The 24,942-nt window shown below is 63.9% G+C and carries 24 protein-coding genes; 6 read left to right on the plus strand and 18 right to left on the minus strand.

Annotated features, from left to right (window positions below; all coding sequences use genetic code 11):
• The first annotated feature begins 47 nt into the window (after positions 1 to 47).
• On the plus strand, positions 48 to 1,379 hold the full coding sequence (locus HNO52_RS09640) for a YjiH family protein (RefSeq protein ID WP_197568911.1): 1,332 nt from the start codon (positions 48 to 50) through the stop codon (positions 1,377 to 1,379).
• Between the two features lie 63 nt (positions 1,380 to 1,442).
• Here HNO52_RS09640 and hutC read toward each other — a convergent pair whose 3' ends face one another.
• Positions 1,443 to 2,159: a histidine utilization transcriptional repressor HutC gene (gene hutC, locus HNO52_RS09645; RefSeq protein ID WP_197568912.1), complete on the minus strand. Its 717-nt coding sequence runs from the start codon at positions 2,157 to 2,159 to the stop codon at positions 1,443 to 1,445.
• 203 nt (positions 2,160 to 2,362) lie between these two features.
• Here hutC and rluF point away from each other — a divergent pair, with 203 nt between their 5' ends.
• Complete coding sequence (gene rluF / locus HNO52_RS09650; RefSeq protein ID WP_197569171.1) at positions 2,363 to 3,409, plus strand: 23S rRNA pseudouridine(2604) synthase RluF; 1,047 nt, start codon at positions 2,363 to 2,365, stop codon at positions 3,407 to 3,409.
• A gap of 45 nt (positions 3,410 to 3,454) precedes the next feature.
• A complete protein-coding gene (locus HNO52_RS09655; RefSeq protein ID WP_197568913.1) occupies positions 3,455 to 3,919 on the plus strand; it encodes an HTH domain-containing protein in 465 nt (154 codons plus the stop codon).
• 126 nt (positions 3,920 to 4,045) lie between these two features.
• Here HNO52_RS09655 and HNO52_RS09660 read toward each other — a convergent pair whose 3' ends face one another.
• Both HNO52_RS09660 and HNO52_RS09665 read right to left on the minus strand, forming a co-directional pair.
• The gene (locus HNO52_RS09660) at positions 4,046 to 5,587 is read right to left on the minus strand and encodes a GGDEF domain-containing protein (RefSeq protein WP_232090698.1); all 1,542 of its coding nucleotides are present in this window, start codon (positions 5,585 to 5,587) and stop codon (positions 4,046 to 4,048) included.
• Positions 5,588 to 5,816: 229 nt separating this feature from the next.
• Complete coding sequence (locus HNO52_RS09665; protein WP_197568915.1) at positions 5,817 to 6,068, minus strand: hypothetical protein; 252 nt, start codon at positions 6,066 to 6,068, stop codon at positions 5,817 to 5,819.
• Positions 6,069 to 6,220: 152 nt separating this feature from the next.
• On the opposite strand from HNO52_RS09665, the gene HNO52_RS09670 reads away from it, so the two are divergent.
• Together HNO52_RS09670 and HNO52_RS09675 are read left to right on the plus strand one after the other, a co-directional pair.
• Entirely contained in the window at positions 6,221 to 6,373 is a 153-nt protein-coding gene (locus tag HNO52_RS09670; protein ID WP_197568916.1) for a hypothetical protein, read from the plus strand.
• A 102-nt stretch (positions 6,374 to 6,475) separates the two neighbouring features.
• Positions 6,476 to 7,063, plus strand: coding sequence for a DUF938 domain-containing protein (locus HNO52_RS09675; RefSeq protein WP_232090699.1), 588 nt, complete (start codon positions 6,476 to 6,478; stop codon positions 7,061 to 7,063).
• 15 nt (positions 7,064 to 7,078) lie between these two features.
• Here the strand turns inward: HNO52_RS09675 and HNO52_RS09680 are convergent, their stop codons facing one another.
• The 9 genes from HNO52_RS09680 to speB form a co-directional block, all read right to left on the minus strand.
• Entirely contained in the window at positions 7,079 to 7,276 is a 198-nt protein-coding gene (locus HNO52_RS09680; RefSeq protein WP_197569172.1) for a hypothetical protein, read from the minus strand.
• An 83-nt stretch (positions 7,277 to 7,359) separates the two neighbouring features.
• Positions 7,360 to 8,619 (minus strand): TRAP transporter large permease, encoded by a 1,260-nt coding sequence (locus HNO52_RS09685; RefSeq protein WP_197568918.1) that lies wholly within the window; start codon positions 8,617 to 8,619, stop codon positions 7,360 to 7,362.
• Positions 8,616 to 9,152, minus strand: coding sequence for a TRAP transporter small permease (locus HNO52_RS09690; RefSeq protein WP_232090700.1), 537 nt, complete (start codon positions 9,150 to 9,152; stop codon positions 8,616 to 8,618). Before HNO52_RS09690 ends, HNO52_RS09685 begins: the two co-directional genes overlap by 4 nt.
• Positions 9,153 to 10,148, minus strand: coding sequence for a TRAP transporter substrate-binding protein (locus HNO52_RS09695; RefSeq protein ID WP_197568919.1), 996 nt, complete (start codon positions 10,146 to 10,148; stop codon positions 9,153 to 9,155).
• A 152-nt stretch (positions 10,149 to 10,300) separates the two neighbouring features.
• Positions 10,301 to 10,789 carry a GNAT family N-acetyltransferase gene (locus HNO52_RS09700; RefSeq protein WP_197568920.1) on the minus strand — a complete coding sequence of 163 codons (489 nt, stop codon included), beginning with the start codon at positions 10,787 to 10,789 and terminating at the stop codon, positions 10,301 to 10,303.
• Positions 10,790 to 10,862: 73 nt separating this feature from the next.
• Complete coding sequence (locus tag HNO52_RS09705; RefSeq protein ID WP_197568921.1) at positions 10,863 to 12,323, minus strand: aldehyde dehydrogenase family protein; 1,461 nt, start codon at positions 12,321 to 12,323, stop codon at positions 10,863 to 10,865.
• The gene (locus tag HNO52_RS09710; RefSeq protein WP_197569174.1) at positions 12,320 to 13,924 is read right to left on the minus strand and encodes a 5-guanidino-2-oxopentanoate decarboxylase; all 1,605 of its coding nucleotides are present in this window, start codon (positions 13,922 to 13,924) and stop codon (positions 12,320 to 12,322) included. Before HNO52_RS09710 ends, HNO52_RS09705 begins: the two co-directional genes overlap by 4 nt.
• A gap of 24 nt (positions 13,925 to 13,948) precedes the next feature.
• A complete protein-coding gene (locus HNO52_RS09715; RefSeq protein WP_197568922.1) occupies positions 13,949 to 15,331 on the minus strand; it encodes a YjiH family protein in 1,383 nt (460 codons plus the stop codon).
• Between the two features lie 44 nt (positions 15,332 to 15,375).
• The gene (gene speB / locus HNO52_RS09720; RefSeq protein WP_197568923.1) at positions 15,376 to 16,326 is read right to left on the minus strand and encodes an agmatinase; all 951 of its coding nucleotides are present in this window, start codon (positions 16,324 to 16,326) and stop codon (positions 15,376 to 15,378) included.
• A gap of 193 nt (positions 16,327 to 16,519) precedes the next feature.
• On the opposite strand from speB, the gene HNO52_RS09725 reads away from it, so the two are divergent.
• Positions 16,520 to 17,932 carry a sigma-54 interaction domain-containing protein gene (locus HNO52_RS09725; protein WP_197568924.1) on the plus strand — a complete coding sequence of 471 codons (1,413 nt, stop codon included), beginning with the start codon at positions 16,520 to 16,522 and terminating at the stop codon, positions 17,930 to 17,932.
• Here the strand turns inward: HNO52_RS09725 and HNO52_RS09730 are convergent.
• From HNO52_RS09730 to HNO52_RS09755, 6 genes are read right to left on the minus strand one after another with little or no spacing between them, the layout of a single operon-like run.
• Positions 17,923 to 19,041 carry a pyridoxal phosphate-dependent aminotransferase gene (locus tag HNO52_RS09730; RefSeq protein ID WP_197568925.1) on the minus strand — a complete coding sequence of 373 codons (1,119 nt, stop codon included), beginning with the start codon at positions 19,039 to 19,041 and terminating at the stop codon, positions 17,923 to 17,925. The genes HNO52_RS09725 and HNO52_RS09730 overlap by 10 nt on opposite strands.
• Before the next feature lie 59 nt (positions 19,042 to 19,100).
• A complete protein-coding gene (locus tag HNO52_RS09735; protein WP_232090701.1) occupies positions 19,101 to 20,027 on the minus strand; it encodes a DMT family transporter in 927 nt (308 codons plus the stop codon).
• Positions 20,028 to 20,033: 6 nt separating this feature from the next.
• Positions 20,034 to 21,425: an FAD-binding oxidoreductase gene (locus HNO52_RS09740; protein ID WP_197568926.1), complete on the minus strand. Its 1,392-nt coding sequence runs from the start codon at positions 21,423 to 21,425 to the stop codon at positions 20,034 to 20,036.
• Positions 21,426 to 21,453: 28 nt separating this feature from the next.
• Positions 21,454 to 23,076, minus strand: coding sequence for an ABC transporter ATP-binding protein (locus HNO52_RS09745; protein ID WP_197568927.1), 1,623 nt, complete (start codon positions 23,074 to 23,076; stop codon positions 21,454 to 21,456).
• 11 nt (positions 23,077 to 23,087) lie between these two features.
• Positions 23,088 to 23,924: an ABC transporter permease gene (locus HNO52_RS09750; protein ID WP_197568928.1), complete on the minus strand. Its 837-nt coding sequence runs from the start codon at positions 23,922 to 23,924 to the stop codon at positions 23,088 to 23,090.
• Entirely contained in the window at positions 23,921 to 24,898 is a 978-nt protein-coding gene (locus HNO52_RS09755) for an ABC transporter permease (RefSeq protein ID WP_197568929.1), read from the minus strand. Before HNO52_RS09755 ends, HNO52_RS09750 begins: the two co-directional genes overlap by 4 nt.
• Between the last annotated feature and the right edge of the window lie 44 nt (positions 24,899 to 24,942).

A 24,942-nucleotide genomic window follows, 5' to 3' on the forward strand; every position in this document is an offset into this window, starting at 1 on the left:
ATGCAGCTCATCGAAGTCGCCGACAATCACAACGCGAGGTAAGCACCATGGCGATACCGGAACCGGCCACACGCAATATTCGCAATGGCAGCTGGCTCACCGCGGCCAAGCTGTTCGTTCCCAGTGCGCTGGGGATCCTGATCTTCTTCGTTCCCGTTACTCTCGGCGGGAGGCAAACCATTCTGCTCGACCACATGGTGAGCGCCGCCCGTGGCTTGCTGGGCGAGGCTGCAGGCCTCTACGCGCTGGCACTGATCGTGGCGGGAGCCACTTATCCGCTGGTCAAGGGCAGCTGGAAGCGCAGCCTGACGGAGCGCATCTTCACCGTGCTGAAACTTGCCGGCGTGGCCGTGGCGATTATGGCCTTGACGGGGTGGGGGCCGGCAATGCTGCACGAACCGGACATGCTTCCGTTCCTGTTCGACAAGTTGGTCATTCCCGTTGGCCTGATCGTGCCGATCGGTGCGGTCTTCCTGGCGCTGCTGATCGGCTACGGCTTGCTCGAGCTTATCGGGGTGCTGCTGCAGCCCGTGATGCGCCCGATCTGGCGAACGCCGGGCCGCTCGGCCATCGATGCGGTGGCATCGTTCGTCGGCAGCTACTCGATCGGCCTGCTGATCACCAATCGGGTCTACCAGGCGGGGCAGTACTCGGCGCGCGAGGCGGCAATCATCGCCACCGGCTTCTCCACGGTGTCGGCGACTTTCATGATCATCGTGGCGCGCACGCTTGAGCTGATGAGCGTATGGAACCTGTACTTCTGGTTGACGCTGGCGATTACTTTCCTGGTGACCGCGATCACCGTGCGCCTGCCACCGCTTTCGCGGCTGGACGATGCCAAGAGCGACGGCGAGCCCGAAGCCCCTTCGGGCCGGCGCATGGCGACCGCCTGGCACACCGGGCTGGAAGTTGCCGCTCGGGCGCCGGCCCTGCATCGCAGCGTGGCACTCAACGTGCGCGAGGGGCTGCTGATGGCGATCAGCATCCTGCCGTCGATCATGTCGGTGGGGCTGCTGGGGTTGCTCGCCGCCAAGTACACGCCGCTGTTCGAGTGGCTGGGCTTGCTGTTTTATCCCTTCGTGGCGATATGGGGGCTCGAGGATGGCATGGCGCTGGCCCAGGCATCTGCTGCAGGGCTGGCGGAAATGTTCCTGCCGGCGCTGCTGATGGGAGAGGCCGAGTTCGTTGCCCGCTTTGCCGCCGGCGTGGTGTCGGTCTCTTCGGTGCTGTTCTTCTCCGCCTCGATCCCCTGCATTCTTGCCACTAGCATTCCGCTGTCGATGGGGCGTATCGTCGCCGTGTGGTTCCTGCGCGTGGCGCTCAGCCTGTTGCTGGCGGTGCCGGCAGGTTTCCTGGCGCTGGCGGTCGCTGGCGTCTAATCGGACTGGCGTGATCCGCGAGGTCGGGCTCATGCCCGGCCTCACAGTGCCGCCGCCTGTGGCTCAGGCACCGTGGTGATGCACCGAAGAGCGCAGCTTGTAGCGATCTCCAGGGTGTATCAGCCGGGCATAGCTGATCAGGTGCTCACCGGACCAGGTACGGCGGCTCATGCTTAGGCAAGGGCGGGTCTCCTCGGTCTCGAGTCGCTCGGCGGTGGCGGCATCGACCAGCACCGCTTCGACCACGTGCTCGATGTCGGTGATGGGGCATGCCGCCACCAATACTTCGTTTGGCGTATGCCGGCTGAAATCGGTTTCTAGGTAGTCGGGCACCCAGCGAGGATTGACGTACCGGTCCTCGAGCTGGATCGGTACGCCGTTCTCTCGATGAACAATGCGCGTATGGTAGATGGAGGTGCCCAGCCGCACGCCGAGGCGCAGCGCGACCTCGTCGTCGGCGGCAATGGCTTCGGCGAGCAAGACGTCATTGTTGTAGAGATGGCCGCGCTCGCGCACCTCTTCGGCGATGTTATGCACGTCGACCAGCGACGATTCCGCCTTGCGGTCGGTAACGAAGGTGCCCAGGCCCGGCTGTCGTGTGAGGTAGCCTTGGTGTACCAGGTCGCGGATCGCCTTGTTGGCGGTCATGCGGCTGACACCGAAGTCCCGTGCCAGTTGCTCTTCCGGTGGTATCTGATGGTGTGCCGGCCAGTCGCCGTCATTGATCTTCTTCAGCAGGTGCTGCTGGATCTGCAGGTAGAGTGGAATCGTGCTCCCCATGCTGGGCTGAGTCCTTCTGGCAGAGATGAATTGTCTATACACGCAGTCTAGCCGGATGGCTGATGCAAGGCACCTGCCACCTCTACCTGCAGAAAAGCGTCGGGGCGATACGCTGCTTTCAGCGCTGCCTTGGCCTTTCGCTGATCAGGCGTAGCATGCTTGAATGCCTGTCAGATTCTCCGTCTTCTTCCGGTAAGAGCGCTATGGCCTTCGGTTCTTCTACTCGTATCAACAAGTACATCAGTGAAAGCGGCATGTGTTCTCGGCGAGAAGCCGATCGCTATGTCGAGCAGGGCAACGTGCAACTCAACGGCAAGCGTGCCAAGACGGGCGACCAGGTGTTTCCGGGGGATGAGGTCAAGGTCAACGGACAGCGCATCGAACCCCAGGAAGCCGAAGACCTGATCTTCATCGCGCTGAACAAGCCGGTAGGCATCGTCAGCACCACCGAGCCGAGCGAGAAGAGTAACATCGTCGATTTCGTCAAGCATGGCGCTCGCATCTTCCCCATCGGGCGGCTGGACAAGGATTCCCAAGGCCTGATCTTTCTGACCAACAATGGCGATCTGGTCAACAAGATCCTGCGGGCCAGCAACAATCATGAAAAGGAGTACCGGGTCACCGTCAACAAGCCGATTACCGATGAGTTCGTGGTGGGAATGAGTTCCGGGGTACGCATTCTTGGCGAGGTGACGAAGCCGTGTAAAGTCATCAAGGAGTCGACCTTCGTCTTCAACATCACACTGGTGCAAGGATTGAATCGTCAGATCCGGCGCATGTGTGAAAAATTCGGCTACGACGTCACCAGGCTAGAGCGAATCCGGATCATGAATGTTTCGCTCAAGGGGCTGGCACTCGGGGACTGGCGCGACCTGACTGCGAAGGAAATCGACACCATTATCGCGTTGACCGAGAGGTCCAGGTCAGATGCACCGGCTGAAGGCAAAAAGGCATCGACACCCAGAACGGCAAGCAAGCGCAAGACCACCAAGTCCGTGAAAGGGGCAATAGCCACGGGCAGACAGGCCAACAAGGGCAAGGCGTCTTCGGGCGGGATTTCCAAGGGCAAGACGTCCAAGGCCAAGGCGCCCAAGGCCAAGACCTCAAAGAGCGCTACCGCCGGCAAGAATGGCGGACCGAAGCAAGTTGCCAAGGACAGAGGCAAGAAGCCACTGCATGGGAAGCCCAAGCCGGGCGGAAGCCAGAGCGGAAGGGGTGGCAAGCCCCGTCGGACGAAGCCGGGCCGGTAATACCGACTGCCTTCATCGCCACAAATGCCAGACAGGCAACGCCTCATGTCTCGGACGACACGACTATTCGATCTCATGCAGACCCTGCGACGCCATCGCCGACCGGTCAGCGGTACGGTGCTGGCGGATGAGCTAGGGGTCTCGCTGCGGACCCTGTATCGGGACATTGCGGCGCTCAAGGCCATCGGTGCTGAAATCGAGGGAGAGGCGGGGCTGGGTTATGTGTTGAAACCGGGATTGCTGCTACCGCCGTTGATGTTTTCCGAGGAGGAGCTCGAGGCGGTGGCCCTGGGCCTTGTCGCTCAAGCATGCAGGTTTCTCGCTCACCCCGAACACGAGGTGCAGTTCGGCTGTGGCAAATACGAGACGGTAGTCGAGACCCTGGCCAACGCAGTGGCGGGCCGCAGGTACATTGCCGGCGATACCTTTACCGCCGCGGATGTGTACGTCAGTTCGCATAGCGGTTGGGGAATGCAGTTCGGCACGCTGGAGAGGCGGCCCGAATTCTAAGCCTACTGGGCGGGTTTGAAGGATCGGCCTGCCAATCTCCGCAGCGAGGCGTTCATGGGCAAGGCTATGGCTGCACTGGAAGCAAGAGGCGATAGGCAGCCAAACGCATCATGATGCCGTTGTAGTCTAGGCAGCGGAGATACGGTCGCGGCCGGAGTGCTTGGAACGGTACATGTTGTGGTCTGCGGTCCGCATCAGTGATTCGACGTCTTGATCTGTCGTGCCGGGATCGACCGAGGCGAGGCCGAATGATGCCGTGACCTGAGTTCGTTCATCGCTGCCGAGTCCCTGCGAGGCAATGCGCGCCCTTAAGGCCTCGGCAAACGTGCGGGCATCCTGTGTATCGTACCCCGGCAGGATCAGCACGAACTCGTCGCCACCGTAGCGGCCGGCATGGACTCGCTGTTCTGCAATGACCTGGCGTAGGATGCCGGCCAGCTCGACCAGGACCCGGTCGCCGACATCGTGACCGAAACGGTCGTTGACCTCTTTGAAGTGATCCAGGTCGATGAAGATCACTGAAAGCGGTTTGGCGCTGATACGACTTTCTTCCAGAGCTTGGCGCAGCGTCTTTTCCAGGTGATCGCGATTGTACAGTTGCGTCAGCGGGTCCAGTTTCGTCTTGAGTTCGAGCTCGCGTTGCTCGTGGCGCAAGCGTTCTAGTTCTTGCTCCTTCTGCTTTAGGTCCTGCTGCAGCCTGGCAGTGCGCTCTAGCAGGATCATCCTGGCTTCGTGCATGATCCGCTTGGGGTCCAGCCACTCGGGTGGGCGCACGTTAAAGAGCGTGGCCACGGCGGGTAGCTGCTCCTGCAGGGTGATGAGCTGACTCAGCAACTCGTCGGTCTCGAGCCCAAAATATTTGGAGAGCTGAGTGGTTAGTTCACTCAACGCCGCTTCTCCCTGGAGCCAGGCATCGGCGATCAGGCCCGAGGCGACGATACAATTCTTGGCCTTCTGGTCGGGCGTATCGGCACTGAACATTGGCTGGTGGCTGCTGCGTATCCAGTCGGCGGTGCGCAAGGAAAGTTTCCAGCGATGTGCTAGCCATTCACCGACGCATGCATGGTCGATGCCATAGATCTCGCGCTCAAGCTGCGCCAGTGTCCGATGGTCAGGTGCCTGTGCCATCAGAGATAGGTAACCTTCGCCGTCGACGGACTGTAAGCCGAGCATGCCGATGTCTTGCAACAGGGCAGCCGTGAAGATGGCGCTGCTCTCCGCTGAAAGGCCGGCGCGTTCGGCAAGCAGCCTCGCGCTCATGGCACAGACCAGAGAGCGCTGCCAATAGCGTTCGATATTCAGTTGGGCTGAGCTGCGGTGGCGTGCTGTATGCACGAGACTGCACCCTAGGGCGAGTGACAGCGTACGTTCGATACCTAGGCGGTTGACGGCCTGCTGGAGATCCTCGACGGGATTTTGATTGGCGTAGAAAACGGTGTTGGCCAGGGAAAGGAGCTGCGCCGAGAGTGCAGGATCACTGCCGATGGCTGCGACCATGTCCCTGAGATCCACTTGGGGGTCCCGTGCTAGCTCGATGACACGTAGCACGACTTGTGGCAGGGAAGGCAGCTGGTCGCAGCCCTCGAGAGAATGCCTTAGCGAATCAGGGAGCACAGCGATTCTCCTTACGTTCTGATATCCCTTGAGATTCAGGTTGGGTTGAGACATTGGTGCGGTGCTTGACGTAGCTTTCTAAGGATAGCCCAGCTCGGTTAATTATTATTAAGAATTGAAACGACTGATTAAACGCTGTCACTCCTGGCGAGTCAATCACCTGCGTTATACGCCAGGCAGAGGGGTGAAATAGAAGGGAGGTTACACAGAGGAAGGGCGTGGAGTGGGCGAGCGAGTCGGGACCTGAAGCATGACATAGCCCGGCGGCGGGCCGGGCCGGCTCTCAAAGGAGATTCTTTCCGCCCTGAGTGTCGGAGGCGTCATAGTCTTGGGTGTCGTCAGGCGGGGAGCCAGGTTCGAGCGAGGTTTCATGTTCGTAGGCGCGAGCGGCCCTGATGGCCTCTGGCTCATTGTCGTGGCGCGATATTTCCTGTGGCAGGTTGGGGTCGGTTACGTCGACGACCCGCCAACCGCTGACCATCACCGCATCGCGGCTTTCTTCCGTGATTGGTTCGACACGTGCTGTGCGCGTCATGGCATCCTCCATGTTGGCTGAACCCACACTAACCATGGCAGAGGATGCCTGGATTGGCTAACTGCAATACCGTTTCATGACCCCGCTACGCTTGACCTGGCGCATGGCAACGTCCATACAGGAAGAGTCATCGCCAGACACAGGAGGTCAGGATGAAGAAGCTTTTAGGAACCGCAGCGGCCTGGTGGCTACGCAAGCCAGAGAATCGCGCGAGACTGAAGCGCAAGGGCAAGCAGATGCTCGATGGGTTCCGTGGGCGCAGCTCTCGCTCGACGACCGAACAGCAGCATCGTCGCCATCATTGACTCATGCCCCGGCCACGCGCCGGGGCTACTAGATCGCTCCTCGAACTGGCTAAGCCATCCCCATCAAGCCATACAAGGCCGTTACCACGCATGAATCGCCGCATGAAGAGCCCTGCTGCGGCTCGCAATCGCCAGCCCATACTCGATGTCCTGAGCGTGGTATTGCCCGAGCGCGCCCGAATCCTGGAGGTCGCCAGCGGTAGTGGGGAACACGGCATTTACATGGCCGAAGCCCGGCCGAACTGGACCTGGCAGCCCAGCGATCCCAATCCTGAAGCGCGTAAGTCCATCAGCGCATGGCATGAGTATGCGGAGCTCGACAATCTGCTCGAGCCGCTGCCGCTGGATGTGGCTGGCATATGGCCTGCCGGCCCTTTCGATGCCGTGGTGGCCATCAATCTGGTGCACATTTCGCCTTGGGAGGCCACCGAGGCGCTGATGGCGCGCTCAGCAGAGAGGCTGCGCGATGGCGGCGTGCTCTATCTCTACGGCCCCTACCGTCGCGACGGCCAGCACACCGCAGAGAGCAACGCCGCGTTCGATGCCGACCTCAAGGCGCGCGACCCGCGCTGGGGCGTACGCGAACTCGAAATCGTCGTGGCCGAAGCACAGCCGCATGGTTTCATGCTGGAACAGACCATCGAGATGCCGGCCAACAACCTGAGCGTGGTGTTGCGCCTGCATCGCTGAGCGCTGTCGATCCGTTCACTCTTCGCTTCTTGGTTCCTCGATTTGCCCCGGGACCCGGTAGCGCACGCCCTCGGCCTGGCGGTCATCCTCGTAGCGCCGAGTTTCCTCTTCGGCAGGAACGCCCCATAGCGTCTTGCGGTTGCCGTCCTCATAGGTGTAGGTCGTGCAACCGGCGAGCAGGACAAGGCTCAGGGGAATGGCGATGCGCAGCATGAGTATCACGGGGAATCCCTTCGGCAGAAACGGACATGCGGCCAGCCTGAAGCCAGGCCGCACGGCCGTCAAGCGGAACCTGCTCAGCCCGAAAGCCCTAGCAGAATCGGCCCGTAGACCACCAGCAGCAGTACCGCGATGAGCCCCAGCAGGTAAGGCAGTATGGCCCGGGTGATACGCTCGAGCGGTAGCTGGGTCACGGAAGAAGCGACATAGAGGTTGATCGCCACGGGTGGTGTGATCATGCCGATCGCCAGCCCCATCACGATGATGATGCCGAAGTGGATCGGGTCGATGCCGAGCTGGAGTACCAGCGGCAGCAGCACCGGCGTGAGAATGATCAGCGCGCTGGCGGTCTCGATAAATACACCGGTGAGCAGGATCACTGCCACTACCAGCAGCATGATCACATAGGGATCGGTGGAGAGCGACAGCACTGCCTGGGCGATGGCGCCGGGTACCTGCCAGCTCGACAGCGTCCAGCTCAGCACCGCCGAAGTCGCGATGACAAGCATGATCACAGAAGTCGTGATCGCCGAGCGAATCAGGATGCGGTAGACGTCGGCCAGGCTCAGGTCGCGGTAGACGAACAGCGATACCAGCAGGGCGTAGTTGACCGCCACCACAGCCGCTTCGCTCGGCGTGAAGATCCCCGAGAAGATACCGCCGAGGATGATAACGGGTGTCATCAGGCCCCAACTGGCACTCTTGAAGGTACGCCATATCGTGGCCGTCGATAGCGCGGTACCGCGCGGGTAGTTGCGCCGGTAGGCCTGGGTAATGGCGATGGCCGCCAGCCCGATGCCCATCAGAATGCCCGGGATGATGCCGTTGAGGAACAGTTTCGACACCGACTGCTGGGCAATCACGGCATAGATGATCATGGGGACCGAGGGCGGAATGACCACGCCGATGGTGCCGCTGGCGGCGATCAGGCTCGCCGCCGAGGCGGGGTCATAGCCCTTGCGCCTGAGTTCCGGCACCAGGCTGGAGCCGACGGCAGCCGTGGTAGCAGCGCCTGAGCCGGAGATGGCAGCGAAAAACATGCCGGCACCGACCGAGACAATGGAGAGGCCACCCTTGAGAAAGCCAAACAGCGAATCGGCGAAGTCGACCAGCTTGGCGCTGACCTTGCCCTGGGCCATCAGGTCGCCGGCCAGGATGAACATGGGCACCGCCACCAGGGCGAAGGAGTTGATGCCCTGGAACATCTGTTGGGTGACCACCATCAGCGGCACGCCTTGGGCGTTCAGGGCGAACAGGGTGCTGGCGCCGATGGCAAGCGCAATCGGCACGCCGAGCAGCATGAAGGCGAAGAACAGGATAAAGAGCAGGCCCGTCATACCGGTGGCTCCTCGGCGTTGCCGGTGTCAGACGCCCGCGGACCCTTGGCGATGAGCTCGAAGACATCGACCAGCGCATACCAGGCCATGATCGCGGCGGAGATTGGCATCACGGCGTAGACATAGGTCATCGAGAGCCGCAGCGAAGCCGAGTGCTGGAAGCTCTGCATCTGCATATAGCGGTAGCCGATCACGATCAGTGCAACCAGGAAGCCCAACGCTATTAGCACCGCGGCGACTCGTGCCAGCTGTGCCACTCGCAAGGGCAGCGCCTCGACGACGAAGGTCACGGCGATATGGCGCGCGCGCTGGTAGGCCAAGGTGGCGCCGAGAAAGGTGATCCAGATCAGCAGGAAGCGGGCCACCTCCTCTGTCCAGCCCACCGCGGTGAAGAAGACACGAGAGACGATCTGCAGCGTGATCACACCGATCAACGCCGCCATACCCAGAAACACGATAGGCTGAATGACGGCGTCGAGAGTGCGCTCGCTACGCTGCAGCAGGCCCGTCAGGGCGTGCAGCGGGGCGTTCACTTACTGCAATGCCTCGCGGATACGTGTGAGGTAATCGCCGAACTGATCGCCGTACTTCTCGTAGACCGGCTCCACGGCAGTCTGGAAGGCTTCGAGGTCGGGCTCTTCGACGATCTCCATGCCGGCGGCGCGCAGCTCGTCGAGCTGGTCGGCCTCCATCTCTGCGTTCATGCGGCGCTCGTGCTCGGCGGCTTCCTGGGCGGCTTCCTCCAGCACCTCCTGGGCGGCTTCGGGCAGCTGTTTCCAGGCCGGCATCCCCATGACGAAGATGGCAGGAGCGTAGGTGTGGCGCGACAGCGTCATGTGGTCCTGGGTCTCGTAGAGCTTGAACGAGTGGATGACGTTGACCGGGTTCTCCTGGCCATCGATGGTGCCCTGCTGCATGGCGGTGAGAGCTTCGGTCCAGGCCATGGGAATGGCGTTGGCGCCGAGTTCGCGGAAGGTATCGGTGTAGACCGGGTTCTCCATCACACGGATGCGCAGGCCGTCGATGTCGTCTGGGCTGTGCACCGGGCGTTCGCTATTGGTCAGGTTGCGGAAGCCGCGCTCGGCATAGGCCAGGCCCTTGAGATTGACGTCGGCGAGCTTGTCAAGAAGCTCCTGGCCGATCTCGCCATCGAGCACTTCGTAGGCAGCCTCCGGTGAGGGGAACAGGAAGGGCAGTTCGAAGACCGCCATCTCCTCGACGAAGTTGGCCACCGGACCGTTGGTGATCACGCCCATGTCAACGGTGCCGATTTGCATGCCCTCGAGGAGGGTACGCTCGTCGCCCAGCGAGGCGTTGGGGTAGATGTCGATGGAAACGGCACCCTCTGTGCGCTCGGCAACCAGTTCCTGAAACTTCACCGCGGCGATATGGAAACCGTCCTGCTCGTTAACCACGTGGGCCAGGCGCAGGGTCACCGGATCCATGTCTTCGAAATCGGAAGCCTGAACGGTGGAAACCACGGCGAGGGAGATACCAAGTGCCAGCGTGTGGCGTGCAAACGTTTTCATTTTAATTTTCCTTTGTCGGGTCAAACCGCTGAGAGGATGCCCCAGCGGCCCCAACAGGGTCAATGATCGTGCTGACATTGGGTAACATACCGCCTGATTGACGGACATACGCGGTGATGCGCAACGCAGTGCCTCACGCGCGTAGTCATTTTCTACAAAAGGCGGTACATGACGTGGGCGTCGACCAAGCCTTGCTGCGGGTGTCGGAAGGCGCAGGGCAGGGTGCCGACGATCTCGAAGCCATGCTTCTGCCATTGACGTATGGCGACTTCGTTGGTCGAGACGACCATGTTGAACTGCATGGCGGTGAAGCCGAGCTCGCGAGCGACACGCAGGGAATCCTCGCACAGCTTGTTGGCGATACCCTGGCCTCGGGCCTTCTCGGCCACGAGATAGCCGCAGTTGCAGACATGATCGCCGGGGCCGGGCTGGTTGGGCTTGAGGTAATAGACGCCGAGCAAGTTGCCAGCGGAGTCCTCGGCCACGCGTACGGCACGCGGCAGCTCCACCCACATGCGGAAGGCGTCGGGCTCGCTGATCTGGCGTGGCACGGCGTAGCTGTCGCCGGCATGCAGCACAGGAGCGATGAAGCCCCACATCGCGGACCAGTCGCCCGACTGGTAGGGGCGGATACGGATCATTGGTCTCCTCCTTGATACCTGGCATCGGCCCCCGATTCTATTCCAAGTCAGCGTGAAAAAGGCAGTCTCACAGTCATGACGGACCCACCAGGTGCTTGACGGCCAGATAAGCGGAGAGCCCCCAAGGGCCGAGTTCGCGGCCGATGCCGCTGCGCTTGAAGCCACCCCAGCCGGTTTCGGGCAGCACCAGCTGCTCGCTGTTGTACCAGATGCTGCCGGCCTGTAGCTGTCGTCCGATACGTTGGGCTCGCTCGCCATCGCCGCTCACGACGGTCGCCGCCAGGCCGAAATCGCTGTCGTTGGCCAGCTCGATCGCCTCCTGTTCGCTCGCCACGCTGCGCGCGCAGAGTACCGGGCCGAAGATCTCCTCGCGCCATAGCCGACTGTGTGTCGGCACGTCGCGATAGAGGGTCGGGGCGACGAAGTAGCCCCGCTCGGGCAGCTTTCGATGGCTGGCATCGCGCACGGCCCTGAGCCCCTGCTGCTCCGCGATGGCGAGATAGGCATGCACGCTCTCGCGCTGACGGGCACTGGTCAGCGGGCCCATGTCGGTGGCTTCCTCGAGCGGGTCACCCAGCACAAGTGCATCGATGCGTGCCGTCAAGGCGTCGTAGAGCGGCTCGGCGATGGTTTCATGGACGATCAGCCGCGAGGTAGCCGAGCAGATTTGGCCGGCATTGAAATAGAGGCCGGCCATGACCCAGTCGGCCGCCTGCACGGGGTCGGCATCCTCCATCACCAGGATCGGCGATTTGCCGCCGAGCTCCAGCGAAACATCGGCGGTGCGCTCGGCGGCGGTGCGCATCACCGACTCGCCGACCCGATTGCTGCCGGTGAAGGAGACCTTGTCGATGGCCGGATGCGCGGCGAGAGGGGCGCCGATGCCTTCGCCGTCGCCGAACAGCAGATTGAGCACGCCGGCGGGCAGCCTGGTCTCCAGGGCGATCTCGGCCAGCGCTCGCTCGGGCAGCGGTGTCACCTCGGAGGGCTTGAGTACCGCCGTGCAGCCGGCGGCCAGCGCCGGGGCGAGCTTCCAGGCGCTGGTTACCAGCGGGAAGTTCCACGGCGTGATCAGGCCTACCACGCCAACCGGGTCGTGATAGCAGCGTGCCTCGACGCCTTCCATCTCAAGCTCGACGAGGCGGCCCTGGCGCCGATCCAGTGCGCGTGCCTGGCCGGCATAGTAGCGGTAACAAGCGATGGCATCGTCGAGGTCGATGCCGGCTTCGGCCAGCACCTTGCCGTTATTGGTCGATGAGAGCCGGATCAATTCGTCGCGACGTCGTGCCAGGCCATCGGCGAACCCTTCGAGATAGACGGCGCGCTCGGTACCGGAGAGCGCGCGCCAGGCGGGCAGCGCGCGGCGTGCTGCGGCTACGGCATCTTCCACGTCGTCCGGGTGGCCGGCGGAGACCTCGGCGATCGTCTCTTCGCGGTAGGGATTGGTCACTGCCAGGCGGCGTTCTCCCCGCGAGGGTACCCAGTCGTTGTTGATGAATTGATGATCGAGCTGCTGCAAGGGGAGTCTCTTCATGATCCGATGGCCTCGAGCCAGGCGTTGGCGTCCACTTCAATCAGCAGGGGGCCGTCACTGGGGCGAACGGCAAGGGCTCGGGCCAGCTCGGTGGGATTGCCGATTCGGGTGGCCAGGCAGCCGAAACCGGCGGCGACGGTCTGAAAGTCCGGCGCCTGGATGTCGACGCCGCAGCGCGTGACGCCGTGGGCATCCATGTAGCGGCGAATTTCCTCATAGCCCTGGTTGTGCCATAGCACGATCACTACCGGCAGGTTCTGCTCCACGGCGGTGGCGAGTTCACTGAGGGTGAACATCACGCCACCGTCGCCGACCAGCGCCACTACGGGAAGCGTCGGTTGGCCGAGCTGGGCGCCGAGGGCTGCCGGCAGGCCGTAGCCGAGGGTGCCGTAGCCGGTGGAGGCATTGAAGTAGCGCCGTGGCACGGGTTGCGAGACGAGATGATTGCCGGCATAGACCGGGGCGGTGGAGTCGCCGACCAGGATCGCCTCGGGCAGGGCTTCGCGTAGGGCGGCATAGAGCGGCACGAAGGGAGCGAAGGCCGGGTCGGCCTGGAGACCGAGTGCCTCGAGCGTGGCGGCTGTGCGCGCAGCGCCGTCGCGTGAGAGCGTCTCAGGGAAATGTTCGGCCAGCAGTGCCAGGCTGCGTCCGGCATCGCTTACCAGGCCCAGCGCGACCTGCTGATTGCGCACCAGTTGCTGGGCGTCGAGGTCGATGCGGATCAACCTGCCGCGCAGCTCGAAACCATCGTCGAACACGACGTCATAGTCGGTCTCACCGAGCTCGGTGCCTACGGCCAGAATGACGTCGGCGTCTCGGGCTAGCTCGCGTACCGCCGGCAGCGCCGCATTGGCACCCAGATCGAGATGATGATCGCGGCCCAGCAGCCCCTTGGCGTTAATCGTCGTCACCGTGGGCGCATCGAGCCGCTCCACCAGCGCTCTAGCCGCCTCGGGTGCATCCACGCAGCCACCGCCCAGCAGCACCAGCGGGCGCTGTGCTTCCTTCAACCACTGAGCGGCCAGTGCCAACCCTTCGGGATCGGGCGTCGGGCGGTAAAGCCTTGCCGGCGGCGACAGTTCGTTCATCTCCACCGGCGCATCGAACAGGTCGATGGGAATCTCGATATGCACCGGGCCGGGGCGCTGCCCCTGGAACACGGCAAAGGCGCGCGCCAACACCTCCGGCAAGGCAGCGGGGTCGAGCAGGGTATGGCTGAAGCGGGAGACTCCCGCCATCAGTTGCTGCTGGCTGGCGAGCTCGTGCAGTCGGCCCTGGCCGCGGCCCAGGGTGTCGCGGCGGTTGACGCTGGATATCACCAGCATGGGGATCGAGTCGGCCAGCGCCTGACCCATGGCGGTGGCGATATTGGTCATGCCGGGCCCGGTGATGATCAGGCAGACCCCGGGCTTGCCGGTGGCGCGGGCGTAGCCGTCGGCCATGAAGCCGGCGCCCTGCTCGTGGCGCGGCGTGACGTGGCGCACGCCGCCGTCCTCCAGCCCGCGGTAGAGCGCCACCGTATGCACGCCGGGGATGCCGAACACCGTGTCGACGGCATACCGCTCGTGCAGGAACCTCAGCAGCAACCGGGCGCAGGTCATGGGAGCGTGTTCCATCGTCGAACCTCAGAAGAAGAAGGTGTGGGCCATGAAAGCGATGATCGGCAGCGTGATGGCCGTGCGTAGCAGGAAGATCGCCACCAGCTCCCACAGCTTGAGGGGAATCTTCGACTTGAGCAGCAGCGCGCCGATCTCCGACATGTATATCAACTGGGTCAGCGACAGGCAGGCGATGACGAAGCGGGTCAGCTCGCTCTCGATATTGGTGGCAAGTACCGCCGGCAGGAACATGTCGGCGAAGCCCACCAGGGTGGCGGGGGCGGCCGCCTCGGCCTCGGGAATGCGCAGCAGTTCCAGCACCGGCACCATGGGGTAGGAGAGCCAGGTGAACAGCGGCGTGAACTCGGCAAGGATCAGCGCCACGGTGCCAATGGCGAATACCAGCGGCAGCAGGCCGAGGAAGATGTCGGCCACGTTGAACAGCGCGTTGCGGGCGAGCTCCCTGGGGCCGGGAGCATGCTCGGCGCGGCGTACTGCCTGGGTCAGGCTATAGCGCAGCAGACCCATTTCCTCGGTGCGCTTCTCCGACAGCTGGCAGCCGACCGGCTCGTAGTAGCTATCGGGCTTGCGCGAAAGTGGCGGCAGGCGAGGCACGATGACTGCGGCGATCAGTCCGGCCACCACCACGGTGAAGTAGAACTGCACGAACATGTGGTTGAGATCGACGAAGCTGGTGATCAGCAGGCTGAAGGCGATCGACACGATAGAGAAGTTTGTGGCGATGACCGAGGCTTCGCGACGGCTGTAGTAACCCTGCTCGTACTGTTGGGTAGTGATCAGGACGCCCACGGTGCCCGAGCCCATCCACGAGGCGGTGGCATCGATGGCACTGCGCCCGGGCAGGTTGAAGATCATCCGGAACGGCTTGCGTACCAGGCTGCCGATGAACTCCATGAAGCCGAACTCGACCAGGAACGGCAGCAGCAGGGCGGCGAAGAAGAAAAAGGTCAGCAGCACAGGCGCCAGGTCGTTGAGCATCACGCCACCGGTGAACGAGGCGGTGACGAACTCGGGCCCGAACTGGAAGTACGTCATCAGGGCGAAGGCCGCCCCGAGGAGGCGCATGCCGAACCACACCGGACCGACGTGGAACATGTCGTGCAGCACCCCTTTGTCGGCCCAGCGAGGCCGTGCGAGCTTGACCCAGGAGGTGGCCAGCACCGAGAGCACCAGTACGAATACGGCGATGGCCGGCAGGGCGCCGCCGAGCAGCGCCTTGAGCCCGTCGGCCATCAGCCCCATTCCGATGTTGATGGTGTCGCCGACCTGGAACGGCACCAGGAACAAGCCGACGCCGATAGCAGAGGGAACGATGAATTTCAGCAGGTTGCTGCGCTCGAAAGGCGCCGGAACGGCAGCATTTCGCTGAAAGTTGTCAGTGGTGGACATGGGTTTACCCTTGGGTTGTCGTTGTAGGTTCATGCGGTGTCATGTCAATCGCGGCGCTTGACGCCCGGCAGGACGCAGAGCATCTCGTAGAGCAGGGTGGCGCCCATCAGCGCCGTGTTGCCGCTGGTGTCGTAGGGCGGCGAGACCTCGACCAGGTCGCCGCCGACGATGTTCAGCCCGGCGGCGCCACGTACGATCTCGAGCCCCTGGGCCGAGGTCAGGCCGCCCATCTCGACGGTGCCGGTGCCGGGGGCGACGGAGGGGTCCAGCCCGTCGATGTCGAAGGTGATATAGACCGGGGTATCGCCCATCTGCTCGCGCACCTCTTTCATCAGCGGCTCGAGCGAGCGGTACCAGCACTCCTCGGCGGTGACCACGCGGAAACCCTGTTGACGGCACCAGTCGAAGTCCTCGGCGGCATAGCCGGTGCCGCGCAGCCCGATCTGCGCCACTTTGCCCTTGGCCAGGAGCCCTTCTTCCTGGGCGCGACGAAACGGCGTGCCATGGGCCAGAGGCTCGCCGAACATGTGCTCGTTGACGTCGGCATGGGCATCGATGTGGATCAGCCCCACCGGGCCATGTCTGTTGGCGATAGCGCGCAGAATCGGTAGCGTGATCAGGTGGTCGCCGCCCAGCGTGAGCGGGATGCTGCCGTGGCCAAGCACCTCGTCGTAGAAGCGGCTGATGATGTCCACGGTCTTGGGTAGATGGAAGGTATTGATCGGCACGTCGCCGATATCGGCCACCTGCAGGCTGTCGAAGGGGGCGGCGCGGGTCGCCATGTTATAGGGGCGCAGCATGCGCGACTCGTCGCGTATCTGGCGCGGCCCCAGGCGGGTGCCGGGGCGGTTGGAGGTGCCGATGTCCAGCGGTACGCCGATGAAGGCCACGTCCAACCCTTCGGCCGTGGGCTGTGTGGGCAGGCGCATCATGGTGGCGGGGCCACCGAAGCGCGGCATGTCGTTGCCGCCTAGCGGCTGGTTGTAGTCGGTCATGGGTAGCCTCTGCTTTGTCATGATCTGCTTTACTATGTGACTAGTAGCAGTTTCCGTGCCAATGCCAGAAAGCCCTTATCATGGGCTTCTTGAGATGTGCGGATGCAGATTTGGATCGACCAGGATAAAGGTCGATACACCTATGCATCACGATACAAAAATGAATCCAAGCGTCTTGGGCAGCGAGAGTGAAATGAGCGAAATCGACCAAGAGGTGGTGCGTACCATCGTCGAGACGGCCAACGACCACTTCTTCATCGTCGATGGGTCGGGCCGCGTGCTCGATGTGAGCCCGGGGGCGGCGGCGGTATATGGCATGGCGCGGGAGCGCTTGATCGGCAGTTCGGTGCAGCGCCTCGAAGCGGAGGGCGTCCTCAAGCCTTCCATCAGCCTGGAGGTGATTCGCAGTGGCAAGCCGGTACAGTTGATGCAGGTCACCGGCACGGGCAGGCGAGTGATTGCCGAGGCGCATCCGGTCTATGTCAACGGTCGGCTCGAGCGGATCGTCAGTCGCTCGCGCGATCTCACCGACCTGCAACTGCTGCAGGACGAGTACGCGCTCTTGCAAAAGCGCTTCAGCGAGCACCTCAAACGCAGCCAGAGCGGGGCCGCCGGCGAGGACGGTCAGCTAGAGGATGTGCTGGAGAGCCTGGAGATCCGCAGCCAGGTGATGCGCGAGCTCGCCCTGCTGCTCAAGCGCGTGGCGCCCTCGGACGCCACCGTGCTCATGCTAGGAGAGTCCGGCGTCGGCAAGACCGCCTTCGCCCGCCAGCTGCACCGCTGGAGTCGACGCCGCGAAGGACCCTTTCTCGAGGTGAACTGCGGGGCGATTCCCGAAAACCTGTTCGAATCGGAGATGTTCGGCTATCAGCCAGGCGCCTTCAGCGGTGCGGCACGCCAGGGCAAGGCGGGGCTGCTGGAGCAGGCCCAGGGCGGCACGCTGTTCCTCGATGAGATCGGCGAGCTGCCACTACTGATGCAGACCAAGCTGCTCAAGGTGATCCAGGACGGCAGTGTCACCCGGCTCGGCGACACCCGCCAGCGGCAGGTCGACTTCCGCCTGGTGGTCGCCACCAACCAGGACCTGGCCAAGCGCGTCGAGACGGGCGCGTTCCGCCTCGACCTGTATTATCGCCTTAACGTCATTCCGGTCACGCTGCCGCCGCTGCGCGAGCGCCGCGAGGACATTCCGGCACTGGTCGAGGCCTGCCTGGAACGACTCAATCAGCGCTACGGCCGGCAGAAGCTGCTGCACGGTAGCGTGTGGTCGGAGCTGATGGGAGGCGACTGGCCGGGCAACGTGCGCGAGCTGGAGAACTGGCTGGAGCGCGCCTGGCTCTCGTCGGCGGGGGACCTGATTCACTCGCCCACGCCGGGCGACACCGCGGGCGTGGCAACGATGGCAACTCCGCACGCGGCGTCGGCGCGGGCGGAATTGGCCGAGGACGAAGGGCTTGCCGCCTATCTGGCCCGAATCGAATGCGATGTGCTGCGGGCGCTGTGCCGTTCGCTTACCACGACTTACGCCATCGCCGAACGGCTGGGTATCAGCCAGCCAAGCGTGGTGCGCAAGCTGAAGCGGCACGGGCTCAAGATTCAGCGCTGAGCCGAGTTTTCCATGATGACCCGCTCGAGGATCTCGAAGCGGCCGGGCACTAGGGCGTCCTCTACCGCGGTGATGCGCAACACGTGGCCCAAGTCGGGGTGGGCGGGGCGGGCGATGAGCCGACCGGCTTCCAGCAGCTCCTGGTTCAGACGTCCCGCCAGCTCCGCACTGGGCAAGCGCAGGGCGATGAAGTTGGTCGCGCTGGGCAGCACCTCGGCGCCCAGGTCGTGGAAGTGCGAGGCCAGCCGCTCGCGGCGCTGCTTGACCGCATGGACGTGCGCCTCGACTTCGCTGTGATGGTCGAGGACGGTCTCAGCGGCAGCCTGGGTCAGGGTCGTGACGGCATAGTGAATGCGCACCTTCATCATCATGGCCAGCGTCTCGGGCTCGGCAATGGCATAGCCGATGCGCAGCCCGGCCAGGCCATGGGCCTTGGAAAGGGTGCGCAGGCGGATCACTCCGGGCATTACCTCACGGCTGTAGGCAGAGTCGGCATCGTCGCGAAAGTCGTGGTAGGCCTCGTCGATCAGCAACCAGCAGTCTTCGGGAAGTTCGGCACGTAGTCGGTGGATCTCGTCGTCGCTGTGCAGGTGACCGCTGGGGTTGTCGGGGTTGGCGACGTAGACGAGCCGGGCTCCATGCTCATGGGCACTCTCTTTCAGTGCCTCCAGGTCCGGTGCGAGCAAGCCGGGGGCCTCACGGTAGCGCCGTTCGACGAGTTGGCAGCCCTGGCCCCGGGCGAAGTAACCGAAGGTGGGGTAGGTGCCGCTGGCGCTCACCACCGTGCAGCCCGGCGTAGCCACCGTGCGCAATGCCAGCGCGATCAGGCTATCGGCCCCGGCATCCACTAGGGTAACGTCCAACGGCAGGCCGTAGAGCGAGGCGAGGCGTTGGCGCACGCCCAGTGCCTCCGAGTCGCCATAGCAGTAAACGTGCTCGACCATGGCGTCGCCGAAGCGTTCGCGCAGCGCTCGATGGGGCATGTCGAGGCCTTCGTTGGAGCCCAGGCGATGAGGAATCTCACGGCCGATGCGCCGCTCCAGCACCTTGATGCCGGGAAAAGGATTGCTGGGGCCGGAGCCGGTCAGGTGGTTCGGGAAGCGAGGCATTTAAGACTCCAGTACTGGTAATCGATAATGAGCGATCGTCGCAGGAGGCAGTGGCTGGCTCAAGCCGACGGTTTGCGCTGGGTCATGACAATGGCCACCGACGAGACTATCAGGACCAGGGCTACCAGCAGCCGCCACGTGATCGGCTCGTCAAGCACCACTACGGCGCTTGCCACACCGACCACCGGAATGATCAGCGTACTGATGGTGGACTGGCCGATGGTGAGGCGATTGACGTTGCGAAACCACAGCATCTGCGCCAGGCAGATGGCGAAGACGAGATGGTAGCCCAAGCCGAACCAGGTCGAGGAGCGCCAGGCGCCGGGAGCGCTCGGCGATTCGAACAGGACGGCGAGCAGCGCCATCGGCAGCGCGCAGAGGCCGAACTGCCAACCGGTGATGACCACGGGGTGAGCCTGCCAGCTGCCGCGGCGCTTGATCAGCACGGTACCCAGTGCCCAGGAGAGCGCGGCACCGAGCACGAACAGCGGGCCAGTGAGGCCGGCGAAGCCGGCTTGCCAGGCGGAAGGACCGAGTAGCACCAGCAGGCCGGCCTGGCCGAGGCCAAGGCCGAGCCACTGTCGTGAAGTGACCCGTTCGCCGAGCAGCCCGATGGCCAGCAGTAGGGCCCAGCAGGGCATGGTGAAGGCGACAATGGCGGCCTGTGACGTCGGCATGTGCAGCTGGCCGAAGGCGGTCCCCAGGTTGAAGCCGAGTATGGTGAAGACACCGCTCGCGGCCAGCCAGCCGCGTTCACCGCGTGGGATGGTCAGCGGCCACTGGCGCAGCCAGGCCCAGCTCAGCAGCACGAGAGCGCCGACGCTGAAACCGATGGCACGCAGGCTGAAGGGAGGAATGTCCATCAGGCTGAAACGTACCGCCGGCCAGTTGCCGCCCCAGAACAATCCGATCGCGCCGATCAGCAGCAGGGTGACGACGTCATGGCGTCGCAGCGTCGAGGCGGAGGAGGGAGCCTGGCTCGCCACGCCGGCTCAGCCTTCCGCGACCAGGATCTTGTTTCGGTTGAGCAGGCTCTGCGGGTCCAGGGCTCGCTTGAGCGTACGCATCAGAGCAATTTCCTCCGCGCTGCGCGACAGCGCTAGATAGTCGCGCTTCTCGAGACCGATGCCGTGCTCGGCCGATACCGAGCCGCCCAGCTCGGCCAGCGGACCGTAGACGATCCGCTCCACGGCGCGCCGGGTGTCGGCTCCGCTGTCGCCTACGCCGACCGAGACGTGAAGGTTGCCGTCGCCCAAGTGGCCGAATACCACGATGCGGCCATCGGGCCAGCGCTCGCGTATGGCGCACTCGAGCTTCTCGGCGTAGCCCGGCATATCGGGAATCGGCAGGCTGACGTCGAAGGTGAAGAGTGGCGAGAGATACGCGATCAACCCCTCGATGTCCTCACGGATGTTCCAGATCCCCTGGCGCTGGGTATCGGACTGGGCGAGTACCGCGTCCTCGATCAGGCCGGCCTCGAGCGCCGACTCCAGGGCGGCGCCGAACTGAGCGGCATTGGCCGCGTCGTCGCTGCCCAGCGACTCGACGATCACATAGTAGGGCCAGCGGATCGGCAGGGGAGCCGTGTTGCGGCCGCTCTCCTCGGTGAGCAGTGCGTAATGGTTGCGCCACATCACCTCGAAGGTGCCCAGGCTTCCGCCAAGTTCGCGACCCATATGCCGAAGCAGGCCGGTGACCCCGTCGAAGTCGGGGCAGGCGACCAGGGCGGTGCACTCGCTGGCCATCCGGGGTTGCAGCCTGAGCACTGCCCGGGTAACGATGCCCAGCGTCCCTTCGCTTCCGATGAACAGCTGCTTGAGGTCGTAGCCGGCATTGTTCTTGAGCATGCGGTTCATCGAACCGACCACAGTGCCGTCGGCCAGCACCGCCTCCAGCCCCAGTACCTGCTGGCGCATCATGCCGTAGCGGATCACCCGCACGCCGCCAGCGTTGGTGGCAATATTGCCACCGATGGTGCAAGAACCGCGAGCCCCCAGATCGAGCGGAAACACCAGATCATGTTCGGCAGCTGCCTCCTGTACCCGCTGCAGCGCCGCGCCGGCCTGAACGGTCATGGTGCCTCCGACGGTGTCGATCGATTCGATGGCGCTCATGCGTTCCAGCGACACGACCAGCTCATCGGGATCCGCTTCGCCGCCGTGTACCAGCCCGGTGAGACCGCCGTGTGTGACCACGGGCTGGCCTGCGGCATGGCACAGGCGCATCACCGCAGCCAGCTCGTCGGTGCTGCCGGGGCGCACAATGGCACCGGCGCGACAGTTCGTCCCGCTCATCCAGTCGACCCGGCGTTGTCTCACGTCCTCTCCCGTCAGCACGTTGCCGGTACCGACGACGGCGGCCAGTTCCTTCAATAACGCTTCCATCGCTGTTCCTTTTCTTCTTCGCCGTGTATCAGGCCATGGCCGCCTCATGCGCCCGGCCGGGAATGGCATCGAGCAACTGTCTGGTGTACGCCTCGCCAGGGCTGAGGAAGACTTCCTTGGCGGTGCCCTGCTCGACGATACGCCCGTGCTGCATGACGATGATGTAATCGCAGATCTGCGCCGCGACCCGCAGGTCGTGGGTAATGAACAGCAGTGACAGTGAGAGCTTCTGCTTGAGCTCCTCGAGCAGTTCGAGCACTTGGGCCTGGATCGACACGTCGAGTGCCGAGACCGCCTCGTCGGCCACGATCAGCTCAGGGTTCAGAGCCAGGGCCCGGGCAATGCCGATACGCTGGCGCTGGCCGCCAGAGAACTCGTGGGGGAAGCGATCCACGGCTACGGCGCCGAGCCCTACCAGTTCCAGTAACTCCTCGGCCTGACGCATGGCCTGGGCGCGAGGCACGCCGTTGGCCATGGGGCCTTGGGCGATGGCATAGCCCACCCGGTGGCGAGGATTGAGCGAGGCGTAGGGGTCCTGGAAAATCATCTGCACGCGGTGACGCTCACGCCGCAGCGCGTCTCCCCGCAGGGCAGAGAGATCGGTGCCTGCCAGGCTCAGCGAGCCACTGTCCGGGCGCTCCAGGCGCACCACGCAGCGCCCCAGGGTCGACTTGCCCGAGCCGGATTCGCCGACGATGCCTACCGTCTCGCCCGGGGCCAGGGTAAAGCTGACGTCATCGAGGGCGCGGACCTCGCGGGCTGGCTTGAACAGGCCGCCGCGGGAGCGGAACACCTTGTTGAGGTTGCGAACCTCCAGCAGCGGAGCCGGTCTTTCGCCTTCACGGATATCGGGGATTACGTTGCTAGGAATGGCCTCGAGCAGGGCCCGGGTATAGTCGTGCCGGGGGGTGTCGAGCACCTCCTGTGCCGTGCCGAGCTCGACGATCCGGCCTTCGCGCATCACGCAGACGCGGGTGGCGACCTCGGCCACGACGCCGAAGTCATGGGTGATGAACATCACCGCCATACCGCGTCGCTGCTGCAGGTCGCGAATCAGTTCGAGGATCTGCGCCTGGGTGGTGACGTCGAGCGCGGTGGTCGGCTCGTCGGCGATCAATAGTTCAGGCTCGAGAGCCAGCGCCATGGCGATCATCACGCGCTGGCGCTGGCCGCCGGACAGCTGAAAAGGGTAGGCGCGGATGGCTCGATCGGGTTGAGGGATGCCCACCTCCTCGAGCAGCGCCAAGGCCTTGTCCTGTCGTTGGCGGCCGTTGTACTTGCCATGCGCCTCGAACACTTCGGCGATCTGGGCACCGACGCGCATCAGCGGATTGAGCGCCGTCATCGGTTCCTGAAAGATCATGCCGATGCGCAGGCCGCGCAGCTGGCGGTGCTGTTTTTCGCTGAGCCCTAGCAGATCCTGGCCATCGAACAGCGCCTCGCCGGCTGTGGCACGAACGCCCTTGGGCAACAGGCCCATCACGGCATTGGCTGCCATCGACTTGCCGGACCCCGACTCGCCGACCACGCACATGATCTCGCCGCGTGCCACATCGTAGCTGACGTCCTCGACCGCGTAGTCGCGATCCGCCCCCTTGGGCAGGGCCAGGGTCAGGCCGCGGATGCTCAATACCGGCGTATCGTCGTTCATCGTGCGTCTCCCTATGAGCGTTCGCGAGCGAGCTTGGGGTTGAGGGCGTCGTCGAGCCCTTCGCCGACCAGATTCAACGCCAGCACGGTGAGCAGGATCGCCACGCCGGGAAAGAAGCTCAGCCACCAGGCCTGGCGGATCACCGTGCGGGCGGCGCCGATCATGTAACCCCACGACATCACGTTGGGGTCACCCAGGCCGAGGAAGGAGAGCGCCGACTCGAGCAGGATCGCGGTGGCCACCATCAGTGACGCCAGCACGATGATCGGTGACAGGGTATTGGGCAGGATCTGCTTGAGTATGATGGTGCGGTGGGTCTGGCCGACGAGGCGTGCCGCTTCGACATATTCCCGATGGCGCAACGACATGAACTCGGCGCGCACCAGGCGTGCCACCGGCGGCCAACTGACGATGGCGATGGCCAGCACGATGGAAGTCACGCTGGGCTGCATGATTGCCACCAGGACGATGGCCAGGGCAAAGTTGGGGATGGTCTGGAAAAACTCGGTGAAGCGCATCAAGCCATCGTCGATCAGCCCGCCATAGTAGCCGGCGACGGCACCCAGCGGCACGCCGATAAGTAATGCCACCGTGGTCGAGACCAGGCCGATCAGCAGCGACACCCAGGCACCATGCATCAGGCCGGCGGCCACATCACGACCCATGGTGTCGGTGCCGAGCCAGAAGCCTTCCGCTTCCAGCGGGGCGAGGAAGGGGCGCTGCACCATGCGCCAGGGTGATTCGGGATAAAGCAACGGGGCCAGGATGGCCATGCCGATAATAACGATCAGGATAAGCAGGCCGAGCAGGGCTCCTCGGTTCTGAGCGAAACGGGCAAAGAAGCTCATGAGCCCTCCTTGATGCGCGGGTCCGCCAGTCGGTAGACCAGGTCGGTAACGATGTTGAAGGCGATGACCAGGGCGGCGGAGAAGAAGAAGATACCGAGCAGCAGGTTGTAGTCGCGCTGCTGCAGCGCCTCGAACATCAGCCGGCCGATGCCGGGCCAGGCGAACACCGTCTCGGTGAGGATCGCGCCGCCGACCATCTGGCCGGCCTGCAGGCCGGCCAGCGTGATGATCGGCAACAGGGCGTTGCGCAGGATATGGCGACGCTGGATCACCCGTGGTGCTAGCCCCTTGGCGCGGGCCGTCTTGACGTAGTCCTGCTGGCTCGCCTCCAGCATCGAGGCACGGGTCATGCGGGTATAGATGGCCATGAAGAACAGCGCCAGCGTGGTGGCCGGAAGGACGAGGTGCTTGGCCACATCGAGCACGTAAGCCAAGCCGGTGTGGCCCGCGCCGACCGTATACATGCCGTAGGCAGGCAGCCAGTCGAGATAGACCGAAAACAGCACCACCGCCATCAGGGCGACCCAGAACAGCGGCGTGGCATAGAAGATCAGCGCCAGTGCCATGATCAGCGAGCCCGAGGGCTTCTTGACCCGGGCCGCGGCCATGGAGCCGGCCAGTATGCCCAGCCCCAGCGAGAGCACGAAAGCGGTGCCGGTTAGCAGCAGGGTGGCGGGCAGCCGCGCCATGATGAGGTCGAGGACCGGCATGCCCTGGCGATACGACCAGCCGAAATCGAGCCTGGCGATGCCCGAGACGTAATGCCACAGCTGGACGTAGAGGGGTTGGTCGAGGCCGAAGCGCTCGCGCAGTTGGCGCAGGAACTCTTCGTCGGTAGCGCCTGCCTCGCCGGCCAGGATGGCGGCGGGGTCGCCCGGGGCCCATTGGATCAGGATGAAGTTGAAGATAATGATCAGAAACAGCACGACGACGGCCTTGAGCAGCCGCATCACGATCAAGCGGGCGTAGAGCATGCAGCAAGCCTCTGAGGTCGAAGGGGTGGGGCGGCCGGCGTGGC

This window comes from Halomonas sp. MCCC 1A13316 (assembly GCF_014931605.1).
In the GTDB taxonomy this organism is placed as follows: domain Bacteria; phylum Pseudomonadota; class Gammaproteobacteria; order Pseudomonadales; family Halomonadaceae; genus Halomonas.

Bases quoted from the DNA above. Each gene is read 5' to 3' on its own strand.
- HNO52_RS09670 (WP_197568916.1), top strand. From the start codon at position 6,221: ATGAAGAAGCTTTTAGGAACCGCAGCGGCCTGGTGGCTACGCAAGCCA.
- HNO52_RS09705 (WP_197568921.1), bottom strand. From the start codon at position 12,323: ATGAAGAGACTCCCCTTGCAGCAGCTCGATCATCAATTCATCAACAAC.
- HNO52_RS09680 (WP_197569172.1), bottom strand. From the start codon at position 7,276: ATGCTGCGCATCGCCATTCCCCTGAGCCTTGTCCTGCTCGCCGGTTGC.
- HNO52_RS09655 (WP_197568913.1), top strand. From the start codon at position 3,455: ATGTCTCGGACGACACGACTATTCGATCTCATGCAGACCCTGCGACGC.
- HNO52_RS09750 (WP_197568928.1), bottom strand. From the start codon at position 23,924: ATGAGCTTCTTTGCCCGTTTCGCTCAGAACCGAGGAGCCCTGCTCGGC.
- HNO52_RS09715 (WP_197568922.1), bottom strand. From the start codon at position 15,331: ATGTCCACCACTGACAACTTTCAGCGAAATGCTGCCGTTCCGGCGCCT.
- hutC (WP_197568912.1), bottom strand. From the start codon at position 2,159: ATGGGGAGCACGATTCCACTCTACCTGCAGATCCAGCAGCACCTGCTG.
- HNO52_RS09725 (WP_197568924.1), top strand. From the start codon at position 16,520: ATGAGCGAAATCGACCAAGAGGTGGTGCGTACCATCGTCGAGACGGCC.
- HNO52_RS09665 (WP_197568915.1), bottom strand. From the start codon at position 6,068: ATGACGCGCACAGCACGTGTCGAACCAATCACGGAAGAAAGCCGCGAT.
- HNO52_RS09755 (WP_197568929.1), bottom strand. From the start codon at position 24,898: ATGCTCTACGCCCGCTTGATCGTGATGCGGCTGCTCAAGGCCGTCGTC.
- HNO52_RS09685 (WP_197568918.1), bottom strand. From the start codon at position 8,619: ATGACGGGCCTGCTCTTTATCCTGTTCTTCGCCTTCATGCTGCTCGGC.
- HNO52_RS09710 (WP_197569174.1), bottom strand. From the start codon at position 13,924: ATGACCTGCGCCCGGTTGCTGCTGAGGTTCCTGCACGAGCGGTATGCC.
- HNO52_RS09675 (WP_232090699.1), top strand. From the start codon at position 6,476: ATGAAGAGCCCTGCTGCGGCTCGCAATCGCCAGCCCATACTCGATGTC.
- HNO52_RS09740 (WP_197568926.1), bottom strand. From the start codon at position 21,425: ATGGAAGCGTTATTGAAGGAACTGGCCGCCGTCGTCGGTACCGGCAAC.
- rluF (WP_197569171.1), top strand. From the start codon at position 2,363: ATGGCCTTCGGTTCTTCTACTCGTATCAACAAGTACATCAGTGAAAGC.
- speB (WP_197568923.1), bottom strand. From the start codon at position 16,326: ATGACCGACTACAACCAGCCGCTAGGCGGCAACGACATGCCGCGCTTC.
- HNO52_RS09695 (WP_197568919.1), bottom strand. From the start codon at position 10,148: ATGAAAACGTTTGCACGCCACACGCTGGCACTTGGTATCTCCCTCGCC.
- HNO52_RS09660 (WP_232090698.1), bottom strand. From the start codon at position 5,587: ATGTCTCAACCCAACCTGAATCTCAAGGGATATCAGAACGTAAGGAGA.
- HNO52_RS09700 (WP_197568920.1), bottom strand. From the start codon at position 10,789: ATGATCCGTATCCGCCCCTACCAGTCGGGCGACTGGTCCGCGATGTGG.
- HNO52_RS09745 (WP_197568927.1), bottom strand. From the start codon at position 23,076: ATGAACGACGATACGCCGGTATTGAGCATCCGCGGCCTGACCCTGGCC.
- HNO52_RS09730 (WP_197568925.1), bottom strand. From the start codon at position 19,041: ATGCCTCGCTTCCCGAACCACCTGACCGGCTCCGGCCCCAGCAATCCT.
- HNO52_RS09640 (WP_197568911.1), top strand. From the start codon at position 48: ATGGCGATACCGGAACCGGCCACACGCAATATTCGCAATGGCAGCTGG.